Below are 15,519 nucleotides of genomic sequence, written 5' to 3' on the forward strand. Positions count from 1 at the left end.
CCTTACTTTCCGAAGCCGAAGCCGGTGTCGCCCTGCGCCTTGGCGCGCAGGCGGCGGCCCTTCTCCGTCGCCTGCTCGTTGAGCTCCTCCTGGAAGCGGCTCATCCGGGTGCTCAGGCCGGGGTCGTGCGCGGCGAGCATGCGCACCGCGAGCAGGCCCGCGTTGCGGGCGCCGCCGACGGAGACGGTGGCGACGGGGACGCCGGCCGGCATCTGGACGATGGAGAGGAGCGAGTCCATGCCGTCCAGGTACTTGAGCGGGACCGGGACGCCGATCACCGGCAGGGTCGTCACGGAGGCCAGCATGCCGGGCAGGTGGGCCGCGCCGCCGGCGCCCGCGATGATCGCCTTCAGCCCCCGGCCGGCCGCCCGCTCCCCGTACGCGACCATCTCGCGGGGCATGCGGTGCGCGGAGACGACGTCGACCTCGTAGGGGACGTCGAACTCGGCGAGCGCCTCGGCGGCGGCCTCCATGACGGGCCAGTCGGAGTCGGAGCCCATGACGATGCCGACGACCGGTGCGCCGGGGGAGCTGCTCATTCGGTGATCGTCCCTCGCAGGTATCCGGCGGCGTGGGCGGCGCGCTCGCGCACGTCGTCCAGGTCGTCGCCGTAGGTGTTGACGTGTCCGACCTTGCGGCCGGGCTTGACGTCCTTGCCGTACATATGGATCTTCAGCCCGGGGTCGCGTGCCATGCAATGGAGGTACGCGGAATACATGTCCGGATAGTCGCCGCCCAGAACATTGGCCATGACGGTCCACCGGGCGCGCGGTCGCGGGTCGCCGAGCGGCAGGTCGAGGACGGCCCGGACGTGGTTGGCGAACTGCGAGGTGACCGCGCCGTCCTGGGTCCAGTGGCCGGAGTTGTGCGGGCGCATCGCCAGCTCGTTGACGAGGATCCGGCCGTCCCGGGTCTCGAACAGCTCGACGGCGAGGTGGCCGACGACGCCGAGCTCCTGGGCGATCCGCAGCGCGAGCCGCTGGGCCTCGGCGGACAGTTCGGGAGCCAGGTCGGGCGCGGGGGCGATGACCGTGTCGCAGACGCCGTCGACCTGGACCGACTCGACGACCGGGTAGGCGACGGCCTGACCGTGCGGGGAGCGGACGACATTGGCGGCCAGCTCGCGGACGAAGTCGACCTTCTCCTCGGCGAGGACGGGCACCCCGGCGCGGAAGGCGTCCTCCGCCCCGGCGGAGTCGCGGACCACCCACACGCCCTTGCCGTCGTAGCCGCCGCGCACCGTCTTGAGGACGACGGGGAAGCCGTCGCCCTCCGCCGCGAACCGCTCGACATCGGCCGGATCGGCCACGATGCGGTGGCGCGGGCAGGGAACACCGATCTCCGTGAGCTTCGCCCGCATCACGCCCTTGTCCTGGGCGTGCAGCAACGCGTCGGGCCCCGGGCGGACGGGGATGCCGTCCGCCTCCAGGGCCCGTAGGTGCTCGGTCGGAACGTGCTCGTGATCGAAGGTGATCACATCGCAGCCTTGTGCGAACGCACGAAGGGTGTCGAGGTCGCGGTAGTCCCCCACCACCACCTCGTTCGCGACCTGCGCCGCCGAGTCCTGCGGAGTGTCACTGAGCAGCTTGAATCTGATGCCGAGGGGGATGCCCGCCTCGTGGGTCATACGGGCGAGCTGACCGCCGCCGACCATGCCGACTACCGGGAACGTCACCTCAACAGGGTATCCGTACGCACGACCGGCCCAACCCCCGGCTTGGACGATCATCCAAGCCCACCGGCCATCGGGCGGTGGCGGGCGGGGCGGCGGGCGTTCGTCCGGTATTCACCCGGCCCCCGGCCACACCCCGGAAGCGCTCGCTAGCATGGTGAGTCGCCCCACGCCCTGACCGCCTTCCCCACGGAGCCTGACGAAACCATGAGTCATCGGCGCGCAGTGCGTTCCCGGCTGGAGCGGCTGGTCCGCGAAATCGCCAAGTTCGGCGCCATCGGCGCCGTCGGCTTCGTGGTCAACACCGTCATCTTCAACATGTGCCGGCACTCGGGGCTGGCCGTGGTCCGCTCGGGCGTGATCGCCACCTGCTTCGCCATCGCGGCCAACTACGTCGGCAACCGGTACTGGACGTACCGCGACTGCGACAAGAGCCGCCGCAGCCGGGAGCTGACGCTGTTCCTGCTGTTCAGCGGGGTCGGCCTGGTGATCGAGAACGGGATCCTGGCGTTGTCGCACTACGGCTTCGGCTTCACCTCCACGGTGGCGGACAACATCGCCAAGAACGTGGTGGGGCTGGGCATCGGCACGGTGTTCCGGTTCTGGTCGTACCGGACGTGGGTGTTCAAGCGGCTGCCGGTGACGCAGGCGGCCGTCGAGGCGGCTGAATCGTTTCTGGCGCAGGCTCCGGCGGCCCCGGAGATCCCGCGGCAGCGGCACCGGGCTTCGTCCACGCGCTCCTGACGCCGGCGCCCGTCCCACGTCCGCACCGACGCCCGGCCGGCATCCGCGCCCGCGGCCCGCCGAAGCTCAGTCCTCCCGCTCCTCCGGCTCCTCCCTCTCCGGCCCCCGGCTCCCCGGCCCCGCCTCCATGCTCAGGAACAGCGCGAACACCGGCGGGCGCTGCTGGAGCAGTTCCAGCCGTCCGCCGTCCGCCTCCGCGAGGTCCCGGGCGACGGCCAGGCCCAGGCCCGTCGAATTCCGGCCGCTGACCGTCCGTTCGAAGACCCGCGCGCCCAGGTCCGTCGGGACGCCCGGGCCCTCGTCGGAGACCTCGACCACCGCCTGGTTGCCGGTGACCCGGGTGCGCAGGGCGACGGCTCCGTCGCCATGGGTCAGGGAGTTCTCGATCAGCGTCGCGATGACCTGGGAGACCGCGCCGGGCGTGCCCACCGCCCGGAGCCCCTGCTTGCCGGAGCGGACCAGGGCCCGGCCGCCGGCGCGGATGGCGGGCCGCCACTCCTCCAGCTGCTGCTTGATCACCTCGTCGAGGTCGAAGGTGACGGCCGAGCCGGTCTTGGGGTCGCGCGAGTTGGTCAGCAGCCGCTGGACGACGTCGGTGAGCCGCTCGACCTGGGTGAGGGCGATCGTCGCCTCCTCCTTGACCGTGTCCGGGTCGTCGGTGAGCGTGATCTCCTCCAGCCGCATGGACAGCGCGGTCAGCGGGGTGCGGAGCTGGTGGGAGGCGTCGGCCGCGAGCCGCCGTTCCGCCGTGAGCATCCGGGCGATGCGTTCCGCGCTGCCGTCGAGGACGTCGGCGACCCGGTCGAGCTCGGGGACGCCGTAGCGGCGGTGGCGGGGGCGGGGGTCACCGGAGCCGAGCCGCTCGGCGGTCTCGGCCAGGTCGGTGAGGGGCGCGGTGAGCCGGTTGGCCTGCCGGACGGCGAGGAAGACGGCGGCGACGACGGCCAGCAGGGCCACCGCGAGGATCACCAGCAGCGTCCGGCCGACCTCCTTGCTGACGGCCGACCGGGACTCCTCCACCCGGACCCGCTCGCCGTGCTCCCCGGTCTGCTCCGAGACGATCAGGCCGCCCTCGGGGCGGGTGCCGACCTCGATGGGCTTGCGGCCGGGGATCTCCACCCGCGCGTACCGGTCCTGGGCGATCTGCTGCTGGAGCACGCCCGCCTCGACCCGTTCGCCGCCGGCCAGCCGCCCCTCGACGCTGCTGACCAGCCGCACCGCCTCGGACTGCACGCTCTCCTGCGCGCTGTTCTCGATGGTGCGGGTCTCGACGATGACGAGCGAGATGCCGAAGACCGCGATCACGACGAGGACGACGGCGAGCGTGGAGTTGATCAATCGGCGGCGCACGGGCGGTTCTCCGGCTCGTTGTTCCGTTGTTCGGTTGCCCCCCGGTTGCCCCGGGTCCGGGGCGTTGCCCTTGCGGTCCGGGGCGTTGCCCTGCGGCGGGGCGTTACCCCTCCGGTCCGGGGGCTAGTTCTTCTCGAACCGGAAGCCGACGCCGCGCACGGTGGCGATGTAGCGCGGGTTGGCCGCGTCGTCCCCGAGCTTCTTGCGCAGCCACGAGATGTGCATGTCGAGGGTCTTGGTGGACGACCACCAGGTGGTGTCCCAGACCTCGCGCATCAGCTGGTCGCGGGTGACGACCCGGCCCGCGTCCCGGACCAGGACCCGGAGCAGGTCGAACTCCTTGGCCGTGAGCTGGAGTTCCTCGTCGCCCATCCAGGCGCGGTGCGACTCGACGTCGATCCGGACGCCGTGCGTCGCCGTCCCCTGCTGGGGGGAGTCGGCGGCGCCGCGCCGGAGCAGGGCCCGGACGCGGGCGAGCAGCTCGGCGAGGCGGAAGGGCTTGGTGACGTAGTCGTCGGCTCCGGCGTCCAGCCCGACGACGGTGTCGACCTCGTCGGCCCGGGCGGTGAGGACCAGCACCGGGAAGCCGTGGCCCTCGGTGCGCAGCCGCCGGCAGACCTCCAGACCGTCCATTCCGGGCAGCCCGAGATCGAGGACGAGCAGGTCGACGTCTCCCTTGATCCCCGCGGCGAGCGCTGTGGGACCGTCTTCTCGTACCTCCACCTCATACCCCTCGCGGCGCAGCGCGCGTGCGAGCGGCTCCGAGATGGACGCGTCATCCTCGGCGAGCAGTACTCGGGTCATGCACGTGATGGTAGTCCGCTCGGGCGCACGTCAGAGCGCACTCCCGGCACCCGGGACCCGCGGAACGCCGAAGGGGATGACACATCGGAACCCCGATGAATGGTTCCACCACCCATTGTGATCCATGTCTCAACTCCTTCCATATGCGGGCGGGGTGTGACGTATGGTTACCGGAAGTCTGTACCAGCGTGGAGGACCTTCGGCTCGGCAGTGGCTAGCCGGAGGTCTCTTCCGTACGCGGGACTTATCCGTCACTCTTATGTGAAACGTGAACGACCTGTCGGCCGGGTCCGCCGTGCGAAGGTGCGCGGGGGCGTGGATCCCGGAATCAAGGCCGCTCTGCCGGCTCCCCCGAGGGGGAGGCGAACCCCAAGGGCGTGGGGGCGAGCGATGCCGTGATCCGGTGCCGGCCAACCCCCACACGGGCGCGCAGCAGCTCCACGCGTGTCCTCGGAACCCAAGGATCGACCATGGCGTCCAGCCTGACGAAGGAGTCAACCGCGCGGGACAACACCCCCGTCGCCGGCGGCAAGACCCTCTTCGGCCACCCCCTCGGCCTGGCCCCCCTCTTCCTGACGGAGATGTGGGAGCGCTTTTCCTACTACGGAATGCGCGCCCTTCTCGTGCTCTACCTGATCTCCGGTGGCCCGGACGCCAAGTCCGGCAGCCAGGGCGGCGGTCTGGCCATGCCGGAGTCGACGTCGCTGGCCATCTACTCGGTGTATGTGGCCATGGTGTACCTGCTGGCCATGCCCGGCGGCTGGTTCGGCGACCGCGTCTGGGGCCCCCGCAAGACGGTGACCATCGCGGCCAGCGTGATCATGTGCGGTCACCTGCTGCTCGCGCTGCCCGGCAAGCCCACCTTCTTCGCCGGTCTGGCCCTGGTGGCGATCGGTTCGGGTCTGCTGAAGTCCAACATCTCGACGATGGTCGGCCACCTGTACAACGGCCCGCAGGACCCGCGTCGCAACGGCGGATTCACGCTCTTCTACATCGGCATCAACCTCGGTGGCCTCGGCGCGCCGCTGGTCATCGGCACCGTCGGCCAGCAGGTCAGCTGGCACCTGGGCTTCACCCTCGCCGCGATCGGCATGGGCCTCGGCCTGGTGGCGTTCCTCATCGGCACCCGCTGGCTGGACCCCAAGAGCGCCGAGGTCCCGATGCCGCTGACGGCGGCCGAGCGGAACTCCTGGCTGCTCAAGGGCCTGATCTGGCTGGTCATCGCCGCGATCTTCTACGGCGTCGTGGTCGGCACCGGCACCTTCACGATCGAGTGGGCCACCGTGCCGCTCGCCCTGATCGGCCTGGTCGTTCCGATCTTCGTCCTGGCCCGCATCAAGCGGGACAAGGAGCTGACGTCGGAGGAGCAGACCAAGGTCAGCGGCTACATCTGGTTCTTCGTCGCCGCCGCCGTGTTCTGGGGCATCTTCGACCAGGCCGGCTCGACGATGTCGACCTTCGCCGAGAAGAAGACCACGGACAACGTCTTCGGCATCCACTTCCCGTCCACCTGGTTCCAGTCGGTCAACTCCGCGTGGGTCCTGATCATCGCCCCGATCTTCGCGGCGCTGTGGGTCAAGCTGGCCCGCTCCAACCGCGAGCCGAGCTCCACGGTGAAGTTCTCCGCGGCGATGCTGCTGGCCGGTGCCTCCTTCGTGTTGTTCGCCATCCCCATGGCGATGGCGACGAACGGCAAGACCGTCAGCCCGATGTGGCTGATCATGATCTACATGCTGCAGACCTTCGGTGAACTCTGCCTGTCGCCCGTGGGTCTGTCGCTGACCACGAAGATGGCGCCCAAGAAGTACGCCAGCCAGATGATGGGTGTCTGGTTCCTCGCGGTCACCGCGGGTGACTGCGTCATGACCCTGATGGCCACGGCGCACGTGAACCTCAACAGCTTTGGCGTCATCCTCGGCGAGGCGGCGGTCGCGGCCCTGGCGGGCGTGGCGGTCTGGACGTTCCGCAAGAAGATCGAGGCCCTCATGGGCGACGTGCACTGACCCGCACGTGAGGCGAGCCGTCGCCCGCCTCCCCCACAGTGCCCCCGGCGCGATGATGCGCCGGGGGCATTCGTATGCGCGGGGAGGGCGTGCGGGGACGGGCGGGCGCGGGTGGGGGCTTCCGTGTGGGAGTGGTGGGGCTGCGGAGGAGGATGAGCGGAGGCGCCGGCGCGGATGGGGCCCCTACGGCCCCTACGCCGTCCAGGCGCCCGTCAGCGGGCCCCGGCGGCTCCCGCGGGCCCTCCGGGCCCCCTGCGGGGCTCCGGACCTCCATCGGCCTCCTGGGCCCCCTGCGGGTCTCCGGGCCCCCTCCGCCTCCGGGCGCACCAAAGCGGCCACCGGCGGAGAGCCGTGGCCGTACGGGAAGAGGTCGGGGCGTGCGGGGTGACAGCACGCCGTACGAGCGTCCGTCTACGAGGGGGCGGCCAATTCCGCCCAGACCGTCTTGCCGGCGCCGTCCGCGTTCCGGACGACACCCCAGTCCAGGCACAGCCGCTGGACGATGAACATGCCGTGTCCGCCGGGGCGGCCCGCGCGGTGCGGGGTCCGGGGCACCGGCTCGCCGTTGCCGAGGTCCGAGACCTCCAGCCGCAGCACCTTCGTCCCGCGGCTGACGAGCAGCTCGGCGGGGCCGCCCGCGTGCAGGCAGGCGTTGGTGACGAGCTCCGAGACGACCAGCAGGACGTCCTCGGCGGCGGCCCGGTGATCGGCGTTGGCCGCGGGCAGCCAGCCCCACTCCCGGAGCGCCTGGCGGGTGAAGTCACGGGACAGGGGAACGGCGCCGCTGACCCCGACGAGGGGGAGCCGGCGGGCCGGGCCGCCCGGAGGCCCCGCTTCGGCGGGCGCGGCCGCGGCTGAGCCGTGCGCCTCCGGGCCGGGGTCGCCCGGCGCCGGCGGGTACGGCCGGGTGGTGCTCATCAGCGCTTCACCTCACCGATTCACCGATTGAGAAAGAGACTCTGTCGTGGCGTGCACAGTCTTCGCGTACAAAGCGGTCAGCCTGCTCCTGCCCGGACGCACGCGGTGAACACCTACGACACCGTTCCGGTGGTCCGCACAACGCACCGTCGCCCGCCCGTCACTCGGCGAGAGCCGCGTCGAGGCTGCTGTGCACCGCGAAGACCGCGCCGGCGCCCGTGATCTCGAACACCCGGGCCACCACCGGCCGCATCGCCGCGAGATGGACGGAGCCGCCCGCGGCCTCGGCCTTCAACCGGGCGCCCAGGAGCACGTTGAGCCCGGTGGAGTCGCAGAACTCCAGCCCCGAGCAGTCGACGACGATGCGCGCGCCGACCTCCTCGGCGCAGCTCTCCAGCGGTTCGCGCAGGAGGTCGGCCGTATGGTGATCGAGCTCACCCTCCGGCTTCACGACCGCGCTCGCGCCGTGCCGCCGGACCTCCACCCGTAGCCGGGCCCCGCTCACGACTCCGACACCTTTTCCCTGGTATCTCCGCATGCCATCGCGCATCCCTTCATGGTGTGCCCGTGCCCTGCCTGCCCGCTCAGGACAGCGGAAACCCTACGCGTTCCCTACGCCTGCGGAAAGTCGAACAACCGTCATTTACCACCAAATACGGACAATCGAGACTTGCCAAGCATAGGTAAAGACCGGTACGGCTAGAGGAAGACATCACCCACCACGGACGGCCCGGAGGCGCCGCAAACCGCAGCACGAGCTCATGGCACCGGCGGCCATATGCCGAGAACGATGGAGGAGACCATGTCACCCCGGCTCGACGAACCGCGTTCCCCCCTCTCCCCGGAGGCAATCCTTCCGCGCCCCGAGGACGAGGACACCGTCCCCTACGGGACGGCGGAGACCGCCTCGTCGACATTCCCGCCCCTTCCGGAGATCCCCCCGTACGACGAGGTGGAACCGGTGGACGCGCGGGCCCTGTCCAAAACCCTTTTCGCCCGCCTCGAATCCCTCGAGGAAGGCACGCACGAGTACGCCTACGTGCGCAACACCCTGGTCGAACTCAACCTGGCCCTCGTCAGGTTCGCCGCCTCCCGGTTCCGCACCCGCAGCGAACCGATGGAGGACATCGTCCAGGTCGGCACCATCGGCCTCATCAAGGCCATCGACCGCTTCGAGCTCAGCCGCGGCGTCGAGTTCCCGACCTTCGCGATGCCGACGATCATCGGCGAGATCAAGCGCTTCTTCCGCGACACCAGCTGGTCCGTGCGCGTCCCGCGCCGGCTCCAGGAGCTCCGGCTCACCCTCGCCAAGGCCGGCGACGAACTCGCCCAGCGCCTCGACCGCTCCCCCACGGTCGCCGAACTCGCCCGGCACCTGGGCATCTCGGAGGACGAGGTCGTCGAGGGCATGGGCGCCAGCAACGCGTACACCGCGAGCTCGCTGGACGCGCCCTCCGAGGACGACGACCACGAGGGCACCCTCTCGGCGCGGATCGGCTACGAGGACCACGACCTCGAAGGCGTCGAGTACGTCGAGTCGTTGAAGCCCCTGATCGCCGAGCTGCCGCCGCGCGACCGCAAGATCCTTTCGCTGCGGTTCGTCGGGAACATGACCCAGTCGGAAATCGGCGAGGAGCTCGGCATCTCGCAGATGCACGTCTCCCGGCTGCTCTCCCGGACGCTCGTGCGGCTGCGGCGCGGGCTGCTGGTCGACGAGTAGCACGACGGACGGACCGGCCGGCCGGTCCGCCGCCTCCGGGTGCACGGTGCGCCGCGCGGGTCTCCCGCGCGGCGCACCGTCGTTCGCCGGCGCCTTCCCGCCTCAGGGCGCCGGCGCCGCCTCCGGCACGTCGGCCAGTGCCCGGGCGACCGCCGCCTCCGCGTGCATCCGGGCGGTCGGGAAGACCGGCACCGGGCTGTCCTCGGCGCCGACGAGGAGTTCGATCTCCGTGCAGCCGAGGATGACGCCCTCCGCCCCCGCCGCGACGAGGTCGCGGATGATCGCCCGGTACGCCTCGCGGGACTCCTCGCGGACGATCCCGGCGCACAGCTCCTCGTAGATCACCCGGTGCACGGTCGCGCGGCCCTCCTCGCCCGGCACCAGGACCTCCAGGCCGCCCGCCGTGAGCCGGTCGCGGTAGAAGTCCTGCTCCATGGTGAAGGCGGTGCCGAGCAGGCCGACGCGGCGCGGGCCTGCCGCGCGGACGGCCTCGGCGGTGGCGTCCGCGATGTGCAGCAGCGGGACGTCCACGGCGGCCGCGACCCGGTCCGCGACCTTGTGCATGGTGTTGGTGCAGATGAGCAGCAGCTCCGCACCCGCCGCCGACAGGGACTTCGCGGCGGCGGTCAGGATGTCGCCGGCCTCCTCCCAGTGGCCCTCGGCCTGGAGCCGCTCGACGTCCGCGAAGTCCAGTGAGTACAGCACGCACTTGGCGGAGTGGAGCCCGCCGAGGCGCTCGCGCGTGCGCTCGTTCAGCAGCCGGTAGTACTCGGCGGTGGACTCCCAGCTCATGCCACCCAGCAACCCGATCGTCTTCATCGCGTCACTTTCGCCCCGGCCACTCCCAGAGGCAACCGAGTTGTGATGTGACGGTGGCCGCAACGGGGGTTCCGCGGGAAACGTGAGGGTGATGTGATGACGACGATGATCCACACTCGATCTCTCGATCTCGGCCGCTTCGCTTGGGAGAAGAGACGCATGACCCGTTCCGGCTCCTCCGGGGCGTCCGACGCGCCCCACACCTCCTTAGGGCGCCGCTCACTCCTCCGGGCCTCGGCGGGCGCGGTGGGGGCCGCCCTGACCGGTGGAGCCGCGGGCGCCCCGGGCCCGGCGGCGCACGCCGCGACGTGCGCGCCCCGCACACCGTCCATGGACCGCGTACCGCTCCCGGCCCCCTCCGGCCCCTGCCCGGTGGGCACCACACGGCTGCACCTCGTGGACACCCGCCGTACGGACCCCTACGCGCCCGCGCGGGCGCCGCGTGAGCTCATGGTGCAGGTCTGGTACGCCGCGGGCGCCGACTCCGTGCGGACGACCGCCCCCTACCTCACCGGCGGCCTCCTGCCCTTGGTGGAGCAGCGCTTCTCTCTGCCGGCGGGCTCGCTCTCCCGAGTGCGCACGCAGTCGCGCGCCGGCGCGCCCGTGAGCCGTGCGCTCCGGGACGCGCCCCTGATCCTCTACAGCCCCGGCCGCCAGGACCCCGCCGCGACGGGCACCGCGTTCGCCCAGGAACTCGCCTCCCAGGGCTGTGTGGTGGTGGGCGTCAACCACACCTACGACGGGCCCGCCGAGTTCCCCGACGGCCGCGTCGTCCCCGGCAACCCGCCGACGAGCGACCCCGAGCGGCTGCGCCGGTACGCCGACGTCCGGGCGGCGGACCTGCGCTTCGTCCTGGACGTGCTGAGCGGCGAGCGGGGCCCGAGCCCGGCGCCCGCGGTCAGCACCGCCGTGGACTTCGACCGGGTCGGCGCGTTCGGGCACTCGCTGGGCGGTTCGGCCGCCGCGGAGGCGCTGCGCACGGACGCCCGGTTCTCGGCCGGCGCCGTGCTCGACGGCCGGCTGTGGACGGATGCCGTCCGCACCGGGCTGACACAGCCGTTCATGCTGTTCACGGAGGACTCGACGGACCCGGGCTGGGACGCGTTCACGGCGGCCCACCGTGCGTGGGGCCGCAAGGTGAAGCTGCTGGGCACCCGGCACTACGGCTTCACCGACCTCGCGCCGCTGGGCGTCGGCCTGGAACTGGCGGCGGCCTGGCCGCCGGAGCGGTTCCAGCGGTTCTTCGGCAGTCTGGACGGGCGCCGCGCGCAGGCGGCGACGAGCCGTTACGTGGCGGCCTTCTTCGGGCTGCACCTGCGCGGCCGGCCCGCGCCGGAGCTGGACGCGCCGGGGACGGACCTGCCGGAGGTCCGGATCGCCTGGCGGCGGGAGGCCGAGGGCTGAGTCTTGGGCCGGCGGCCCGCCCCGGCAGGGTGCGGGGGCGAGCCGCCGGCCTGAGACGCCGGCCGGCCGGCTCAGACCTCGCGTACGCCCCGGCGCCAGACCGCGGAGACCAGGGGGACGCCCGGCCGGTAGGCGAGGTGGACGTGGCTCGGCGCGTCCAGGAGGACGAGGTCGGCGCGGGCGCCGGGGGTGACGCGGCCGATGTCGGTGCGGCGCAGGGCCGCGGCGCCGCCCGCGGTGGCGGCCCAGACGGCCTCGTCGGGGGTCATCCCCATGTCGCGCACGGCCAGGGCGACGCAGAACGGCACCGAACTGGTGAAGGACGAGCCGGGGTTGCAGTCCGTGGACAGTGCGACGGTGACGCCCGCGTCGAGGAGCCGGCGCGCGTCCGGCCAAGGGGCGCGCGTCGAGAACTCCGCGCCGGGCAGCAGGGTGGCGACCGTGTCGCCGGAGGCCAGGGCGTCGACGTCCGCGTCGGTGAGATGGGTGCAGTGGTCGGCGGAGGCGGCGCCGAGCTCGACGGCGAGCCGGACGCCGGGCCCGTGGCCCAGCTGGTTGGCGTGCACGCGGGCGCGCAGCCCCTTGGCGAGCCCCGCCTCCAGGACCGTCCGGGCCTGGTCGCCGTCGAACGCGCCGCGCTCGCAGAAGACGTCGACCCAACGGGCGTGCGGGGCGCAGGCGTCGAGCATCTCGCCGGTGACGAGTGCGACGTAGCCGTCCGGGTCGTCGGCGAACTCGGGAGCGACGACGTGGGCGCCGAGGTAGGTGACCTCGTCGGTGTGGGCGGCGGCGATCCGCAGGGCGCGGGCCTCGTCGTGGACGCTGAGGCCGTAGCCGGACTTGGTCTCCAGGGTGGTGGTGCCCTGGCGGAGGGCTTCGTCGAGGTGGCGCCGGAGGTTGGCCTCCAGCTCGGCGTCGGTCGCGGCGCGGGTGGCGGCGACGGTGGTGCGGATGCCGCCGGCGCTGTAGCTCCGGCCGGACATCCGGGCGTTGAACTCCTCGGTCCGGTCGCCGGCGAAGACGAGGTGGGAGTGGGAGTCCACGAAGCCCGGGAGGGCCGCCCGGCCCTCGGCGTCGACGGCGTTGTCAGTGGCGGGTGCTTTGCTTGTCGGACCGACCCAGGCGATGCGGTCGCCGTCGATGACGACCGCCGCGTCCTGGATCACACCGAGGGGGCCTGTACCGGGGAGGGAGGGATCGTTGGTGACGAGGCTGCCGATGTTGGTGATCGCCGTGGTGATGGGGGCCATGGGGGTCAGGACGTCCTTCGGGTTCGGGCGCTTCGGGCTCGGCCGCTTCTTGTCGGGGGTTCGGGCGGGGTGCGTGTCGGGGGTGCGGCAGGGGATGTGGTCGGGCTTCCGGTCGGGGATCCCGGCGGGCATTCGGACGGGCTTGCCGACCCGGGGCCCGGCGGCGGCCGCGTCCGGCTTCTCGCTCGATTCCCCTTCCCGGCGACCCGGGGACGGACGCTCGCGGGCCGGGACCAGCCGCTCCGCCGAACCTACCGGCCCCGGCGGACCGGGCGGGCCCACCGGGCCCGACCGGTTCAGGAGCGCAGGGCCGCGATGGAGCCGGCCAGGGCGTCCGCCACATCCCCCACGAGCAGGTGCACACCGTCCCGTACGACGTGCCGTCCGCCGACGACGGTGTGCCGTACGTCCGCGTTGGTCGCCGCGAATACGGCCGTCTCGGCGCCCAGCCGCGGGTGCGGGCCTGCCGTGCGGACGGAGTCCAGCGCGACGGTCGTGAGGTCGGCGAGGGCGCCGGGCACGATGCGGCCGGCGTCGGACCAGCCGAGGGCGGCGTGCCCGTCGGCGGTGGCGGCGCGCAGCAGGGCGGCGGCCGTCCAGTGGCCCCGGGTGCGGGTGCGCAGGCGCTCGTCGAGCTCCATCGCGCGCGCCTCTTCGAGGAGGTCGATGACGGCGTGGCTGTCGCTGCCCAGGGAGAGCGGGGAGCCGGCCCGCTGGAGGGCGGCGGCGGGGCCGATGCCGTCGGCGAGGTCGCGTTCGGTGGTGGGGCACATGCAGGTGCCGGTGGAGGAGCCGCCGAGCAGGGCGATGTCCTCGCCGGTGAGGTGCGTGGCGTGCACGGCCGTGGTGCGCGGGCCGAGGACGCCGTGCTCGCTGAGGAGCCGGGTGGGCGTCACGCCGTGCGCGGCGCGGCAGGCGTCGTTCTCGGCGGTCTGCTCGGAGAGGTGGACGTGCAGCGGGGCCGCGCGGTCGGCGGCCCAGGCGGCGACGGTGGCCAGCTGGTCGGCGGGCACGGCGCGCACGGAGTGCACGGCCGCGCCGATCCGGGCGTGCCCGCACCCCTTGAGGGCGTCGGCGCGTTCGGCCCAGGCGTCGGCCGTGCCGTCGGAGAAGCGGAGCTGGTGCCGGTTGGGCGGTTCGCCGAAGCCGGCGGAGAGGTAGGCGGTGTCGAGGAGGGTGATGCGGATGCCGGCTTCGGCGGCGGCGGCGAGCAGCGCCTCGCCCATGGCGTTGGGGTCGTCGTAGCGGGAGCCGCCGGGCGCGTGGTGGAGGTAGTGGAACTCGCCGACGCAGGTGACGCCGGCGAGGGCCATCTCGGCGTAGGTGGCGCGGGCGAGCGCGAAGTAGCGATCGGGGGTGAGCTTGTCGGAGACGCCGTACATGGTGTCGCGCCAGGTCCAGAAGGTGCCGGAGCCGATCTGGACGGCGCCCCGCAGGGCCCGGTGGAAGGCGTGGCTGTGGGCGTTGGCCAGGCCCGGGAGGGTGAGCCCGCGCAGGGTCACCGCCCCGGGCGGGGGTGCCGTCACCTCGGTGCGCACGGCCGTGATCCGGCCGTCGGCCGGGTCGGCGTCGATGGCCACGCCGGGTTCGACACGGGTGCCGAGCCAGGCGTGTTCCGCCCAGTAGGTGGTGGTCACCGGCACGCGAGGCCCTCCAGTACGTCGGTGAGTGCGGTCACCCCGGCCAGGCAGTCGTCCTCAGTGGCCGTCTCGGCCGGCGAGTGCGAGACGCCGGTGGGGTTGCGTACGAACAGCATGGCGGTGGGGACGGCGGCGGAGAGGATCCCGGCGTCGTGTCCCGCGCCCGTGGGGAGCACGGGCACGCCGCCGAGCAGTCCGGAGAGCTCGTCGCGGAGGCCGTGGGCGAACTCGACGACGGGGGTGAACGACTCGCGGGTGACGCGGACGTCCACGCCGTCGCGGAGGCCGCGTTCGACGGCGGCCTGCTCGATGGCGGCGACGACCTCGGCCAGGGTGGCCTCGTCGGCGGCCCGCGAGTCGAGCCAGCCGCGGACGAGGGACGCGATGGCGTTGACGCCGTTGGGCTCGACGGCGACCTTGCCGAAGGTGGCGAGGGCGCCGGCGAGGCGCGCCTTCTTGCGGGCGGCCAGCACGGTGTTGGCGTAGGTGAGCATCGGGTCCCTGCGGTCCTCGATGCGCGTGGTGCCCGCGTGGTTGGCCTCGCCGTGGAAGTCGAACCGCCAGCGGCCGTGCGGCCAGATCGCGGAGGCGACGCCGACGGGGTGCGGCGTCTCGGCGAGCGCGCGGCCCTGCTCGACGTGCAGCTCGACGAACGCGCCGATGCGGGCGAGGCGTTCGGGGTCGGGGCCGATGGCCTCCGGGTCGTACCCGGCCCGTTCCATCGCCTGCGGCAGGCCGACGCCGTCGGCGCCGCGCAGCGCGTGCGCGGCCTCGGGGGTCAGCGTGCCGGCGGCGAGCCGGGAGCCGACGCAGGCGACGCCGAACCGGGCGCCCTCCTCGTCGCCGAAGTTGACGACGGCGAGGGGGCGGGTGGGCGCGGCGCCGCGCGCGCGGAGCCCGTCGAGCGCGGCGAAGGACGACACGACGCCGAGGGGGCCGTCGAAGGCGCCGCCGTCGGGGACGGAGTCGAGGTGGGAGCCGGTGACGACGGCGTCGCCCGCGGTGGGGTCGCCGAGCCAGGCCCACTGGTTGCCGTTGCGGTCGACCTCGTAGGTCAGGCCGCGGCTCTCCGCCTGCGCCGTGAACCACGCGCGGCAGTCGGTGTCGGCGCCGGTCCAGGCGTGGCGGCGGTAGCCGCCGCTCTCGGGGTTCCGGCCGATGGGGGCGAGGTCGCGCCACATCTCGTGGAAGCTCG

14 protein-coding genes are annotated in these 15,519 nt (G+C 72.9%); 4 read left to right on the top strand and 10 right to left on the bottom strand.

Features of this window, described 5'->3' with window-relative positions; all coding sequences use genetic code 11:
* Positions 1–2 precede the first annotated feature (2 nt).
* Positions 3–539: a 5-(carboxyamino)imidazole ribonucleotide mutase gene (gene purE, locus ACH4PU_RS17090; protein WP_398272252.1), complete on the bottom strand. Its 537-nt coding sequence runs from the start codon at positions 537–539 to the stop codon at positions 3–5.
* A complete protein-coding gene (locus ACH4PU_RS17095; protein WP_398272255.1) occupies positions 536–1,675 on the bottom strand; it encodes a 5-(carboxyamino)imidazole ribonucleotide synthase in 1,140 nt (379 codons plus the stop codon). The genes purE and ACH4PU_RS17095 overlap by 4 nt, the downstream gene beginning before the upstream one ends.
* A gap of 204 nt (positions 1,676–1,879) precedes the next feature.
* Here ACH4PU_RS17095 and ACH4PU_RS17100 point away from each other — a divergent pair, with 204 nt between their 5' ends.
* Positions 1,880–2,416, top strand: coding sequence for a GtrA family protein (locus tag ACH4PU_RS17100; RefSeq protein WP_398272257.1), 537 nt, complete (start codon positions 1,880–1,882; stop codon positions 2,414–2,416).
* Between the two features lie 66 nt (positions 2,417–2,482).
* On the opposite strand, the gene ACH4PU_RS17105 is transcribed toward ACH4PU_RS17100, so the two are convergent.
* Together ACH4PU_RS17105 and ACH4PU_RS17110 are read right to left on the bottom strand one after the other, a co-directional pair.
* Positions 2,483–3,766, bottom strand: a complete 1,284-nt coding sequence (locus ACH4PU_RS17105) for an ATP-binding protein (RefSeq protein ID WP_398272259.1) — start codon at positions 3,764–3,766, stop codon at positions 2,483–2,485.
* Between the two features lie 123 nt (positions 3,767–3,889).
* The gene (locus tag ACH4PU_RS17110; RefSeq protein WP_185945613.1) at positions 3,890–4,570 is read right to left on the bottom strand and encodes a response regulator transcription factor; all 681 of its coding nucleotides are present in this window, start codon (positions 4,568–4,570) and stop codon (positions 3,890–3,892) included.
* Between the two features lie 470 nt (positions 4,571–5,040).
* Between ACH4PU_RS17110 and ACH4PU_RS17115 the strand changes: the two genes are divergently transcribed.
* Complete coding sequence (locus tag ACH4PU_RS17115; protein WP_398272262.1) at positions 5,041–6,573, top strand: peptide MFS transporter; 1,533 nt, start codon at positions 5,041–5,043, stop codon at positions 6,571–6,573.
* Between the two features lie 411 nt (positions 6,574–6,984).
* Here the strand turns inward: ACH4PU_RS17115 and ACH4PU_RS17120 are convergent, their stop codons facing one another.
* Both ACH4PU_RS17120 and ACH4PU_RS17125 read right to left on the bottom strand, forming a co-directional pair.
* Positions 6,985–7,491, bottom strand: a complete 507-nt coding sequence (locus tag ACH4PU_RS17120; RefSeq protein ID WP_185945611.1) for an ATP-binding protein — start codon at positions 7,489–7,491, stop codon at positions 6,985–6,987.
* 160 nt (positions 7,492–7,651) lie between these two features.
* Positions 7,652–8,041 (bottom strand): STAS domain-containing protein, encoded by a 390-nt coding sequence (locus ACH4PU_RS17125; RefSeq protein WP_398272265.1) that lies wholly within the window; start codon positions 8,039–8,041, stop codon positions 7,652–7,654.
* A gap of 252 nt (positions 8,042–8,293) precedes the next feature.
* On the opposite strand from ACH4PU_RS17125, the gene ACH4PU_RS17130 reads away from it, so the two are divergent.
* The gene (locus ACH4PU_RS17130) at positions 8,294–9,211 is read left to right on the top strand and encodes an RNA polymerase sigma factor SigF (RefSeq protein WP_398272611.1); all 918 of its coding nucleotides are present in this window, start codon (positions 8,294–8,296) and stop codon (positions 9,209–9,211) included.
* Positions 9,212–9,313: 102 nt separating this feature from the next.
* On the opposite strand, the gene ACH4PU_RS17135 is transcribed toward ACH4PU_RS17130, so the two are convergent.
* Complete coding sequence (locus ACH4PU_RS17135) at positions 9,314–10,030, bottom strand: aspartate/glutamate racemase family protein (protein WP_398272267.1); 717 nt, start codon at positions 10,028–10,030, stop codon at positions 9,314–9,316.
* 159 nt (positions 10,031–10,189) lie between these two features.
* On the opposite strand from ACH4PU_RS17135, the gene ACH4PU_RS17140 reads away from it, so the two are divergent.
* Complete coding sequence (locus ACH4PU_RS17140) at positions 10,190–11,434, top strand: alpha/beta hydrolase family protein (RefSeq protein WP_398272269.1); 1,245 nt, start codon at positions 10,190–10,192, stop codon at positions 11,432–11,434.
* Between the two features lie 71 nt (positions 11,435–11,505).
* Here the strand turns inward: ACH4PU_RS17140 and hutI are convergent, their stop codons facing one another.
* The 3 genes from hutI to ACH4PU_RS17155 form a co-directional block, all read right to left on the bottom strand.
* Complete coding sequence (gene hutI, locus ACH4PU_RS17145; protein WP_398272613.1) at positions 11,506–12,684, bottom strand: imidazolonepropionase; 1,179 nt, start codon at positions 12,682–12,684, stop codon at positions 11,506–11,508.
* Positions 12,685–12,980: 296 nt separating this feature from the next.
* A complete protein-coding gene (locus ACH4PU_RS17150; RefSeq protein ID WP_398272271.1) occupies positions 12,981–14,327 on the bottom strand; it encodes a formimidoylglutamate deiminase in 1,347 nt (448 codons plus the stop codon).
* On the bottom strand, positions 14,318–15,505 hold the full coding sequence (locus tag ACH4PU_RS17155; RefSeq protein WP_398272273.1) for an allantoate amidohydrolase: 1,188 nt from the start codon (positions 15,503–15,505) through the stop codon (positions 14,318–14,320). Before ACH4PU_RS17155 ends, ACH4PU_RS17150 begins: the two co-directional genes overlap by 10 nt.
* Positions 15,506–15,519: the final 14 nt, after the last annotated feature.

It is taken from the genome of Streptomyces sp. NPDC021100, assembly GCF_044333095.1.
Taxonomy (GTDB): domain Bacteria; phylum Actinomycetota; class Actinomycetes; order Streptomycetales; family Streptomycetaceae; genus Streptomyces.

Bases quoted from the DNA above. Each gene is read 5' to 3' on its own strand.
- ACH4PU_RS17140 (WP_398272269.1), top strand. From the start codon at position 10,190: ATGACCCGTTCCGGCTCCTCCGGGGCGTCCGACGCGCCCCACACCTCC.
- ACH4PU_RS17120 (WP_185945611.1), bottom strand. From the start codon at position 7,491: ATGAGCACCACCCGGCCGTACCCGCCGGCGCCGGGCGACCCCGGCCCG.
- hutI (WP_398272613.1), bottom strand. From the start codon at position 12,684: ATGGCCCCCATCACCACGGCGATCACCAACATCGGCAGCCTCGTCACC.
- ACH4PU_RS17130 (WP_398272611.1), top strand. From the start codon at position 8,294: ATGTCACCCCGGCTCGACGAACCGCGTTCCCCCCTCTCCCCGGAGGCA.
- purE (WP_398272252.1), bottom strand. From the start codon at position 539: ATGAGCAGCTCCCCCGGCGCACCGGTCGTCGGCATCGTCATGGGCTCC.
- ACH4PU_RS17125 (WP_398272265.1), bottom strand. From the start codon at position 8,041: ATGCGCGATGGCATGCGGAGATACCAGGGAAAAGGTGTCGGAGTCGTG.
- ACH4PU_RS17135 (WP_398272267.1), bottom strand. From the start codon at position 10,030: ATGAAGACGATCGGGTTGCTGGGTGGCATGAGCTGGGAGTCCACCGCC.
- ACH4PU_RS17115 (WP_398272262.1), top strand. From the start codon at position 5,041: ATGGCGTCCAGCCTGACGAAGGAGTCAACCGCGCGGGACAACACCCCC.
- ACH4PU_RS17100 (WP_398272257.1), top strand. From the start codon at position 1,880: ATGAGTCATCGGCGCGCAGTGCGTTCCCGGCTGGAGCGGCTGGTCCGC.
- ACH4PU_RS17110 (WP_185945613.1), bottom strand. From the start codon at position 4,570: ATGACCCGAGTACTGCTCGCCGAGGATGACGCGTCCATCTCGGAGCCG.
- ACH4PU_RS17155 (WP_398272273.1), bottom strand. From the start codon at position 15,505: ATGTGGCGCGACCTCGCCCCCATCGGCCGGAACCCCGAGAGCGGCGGC.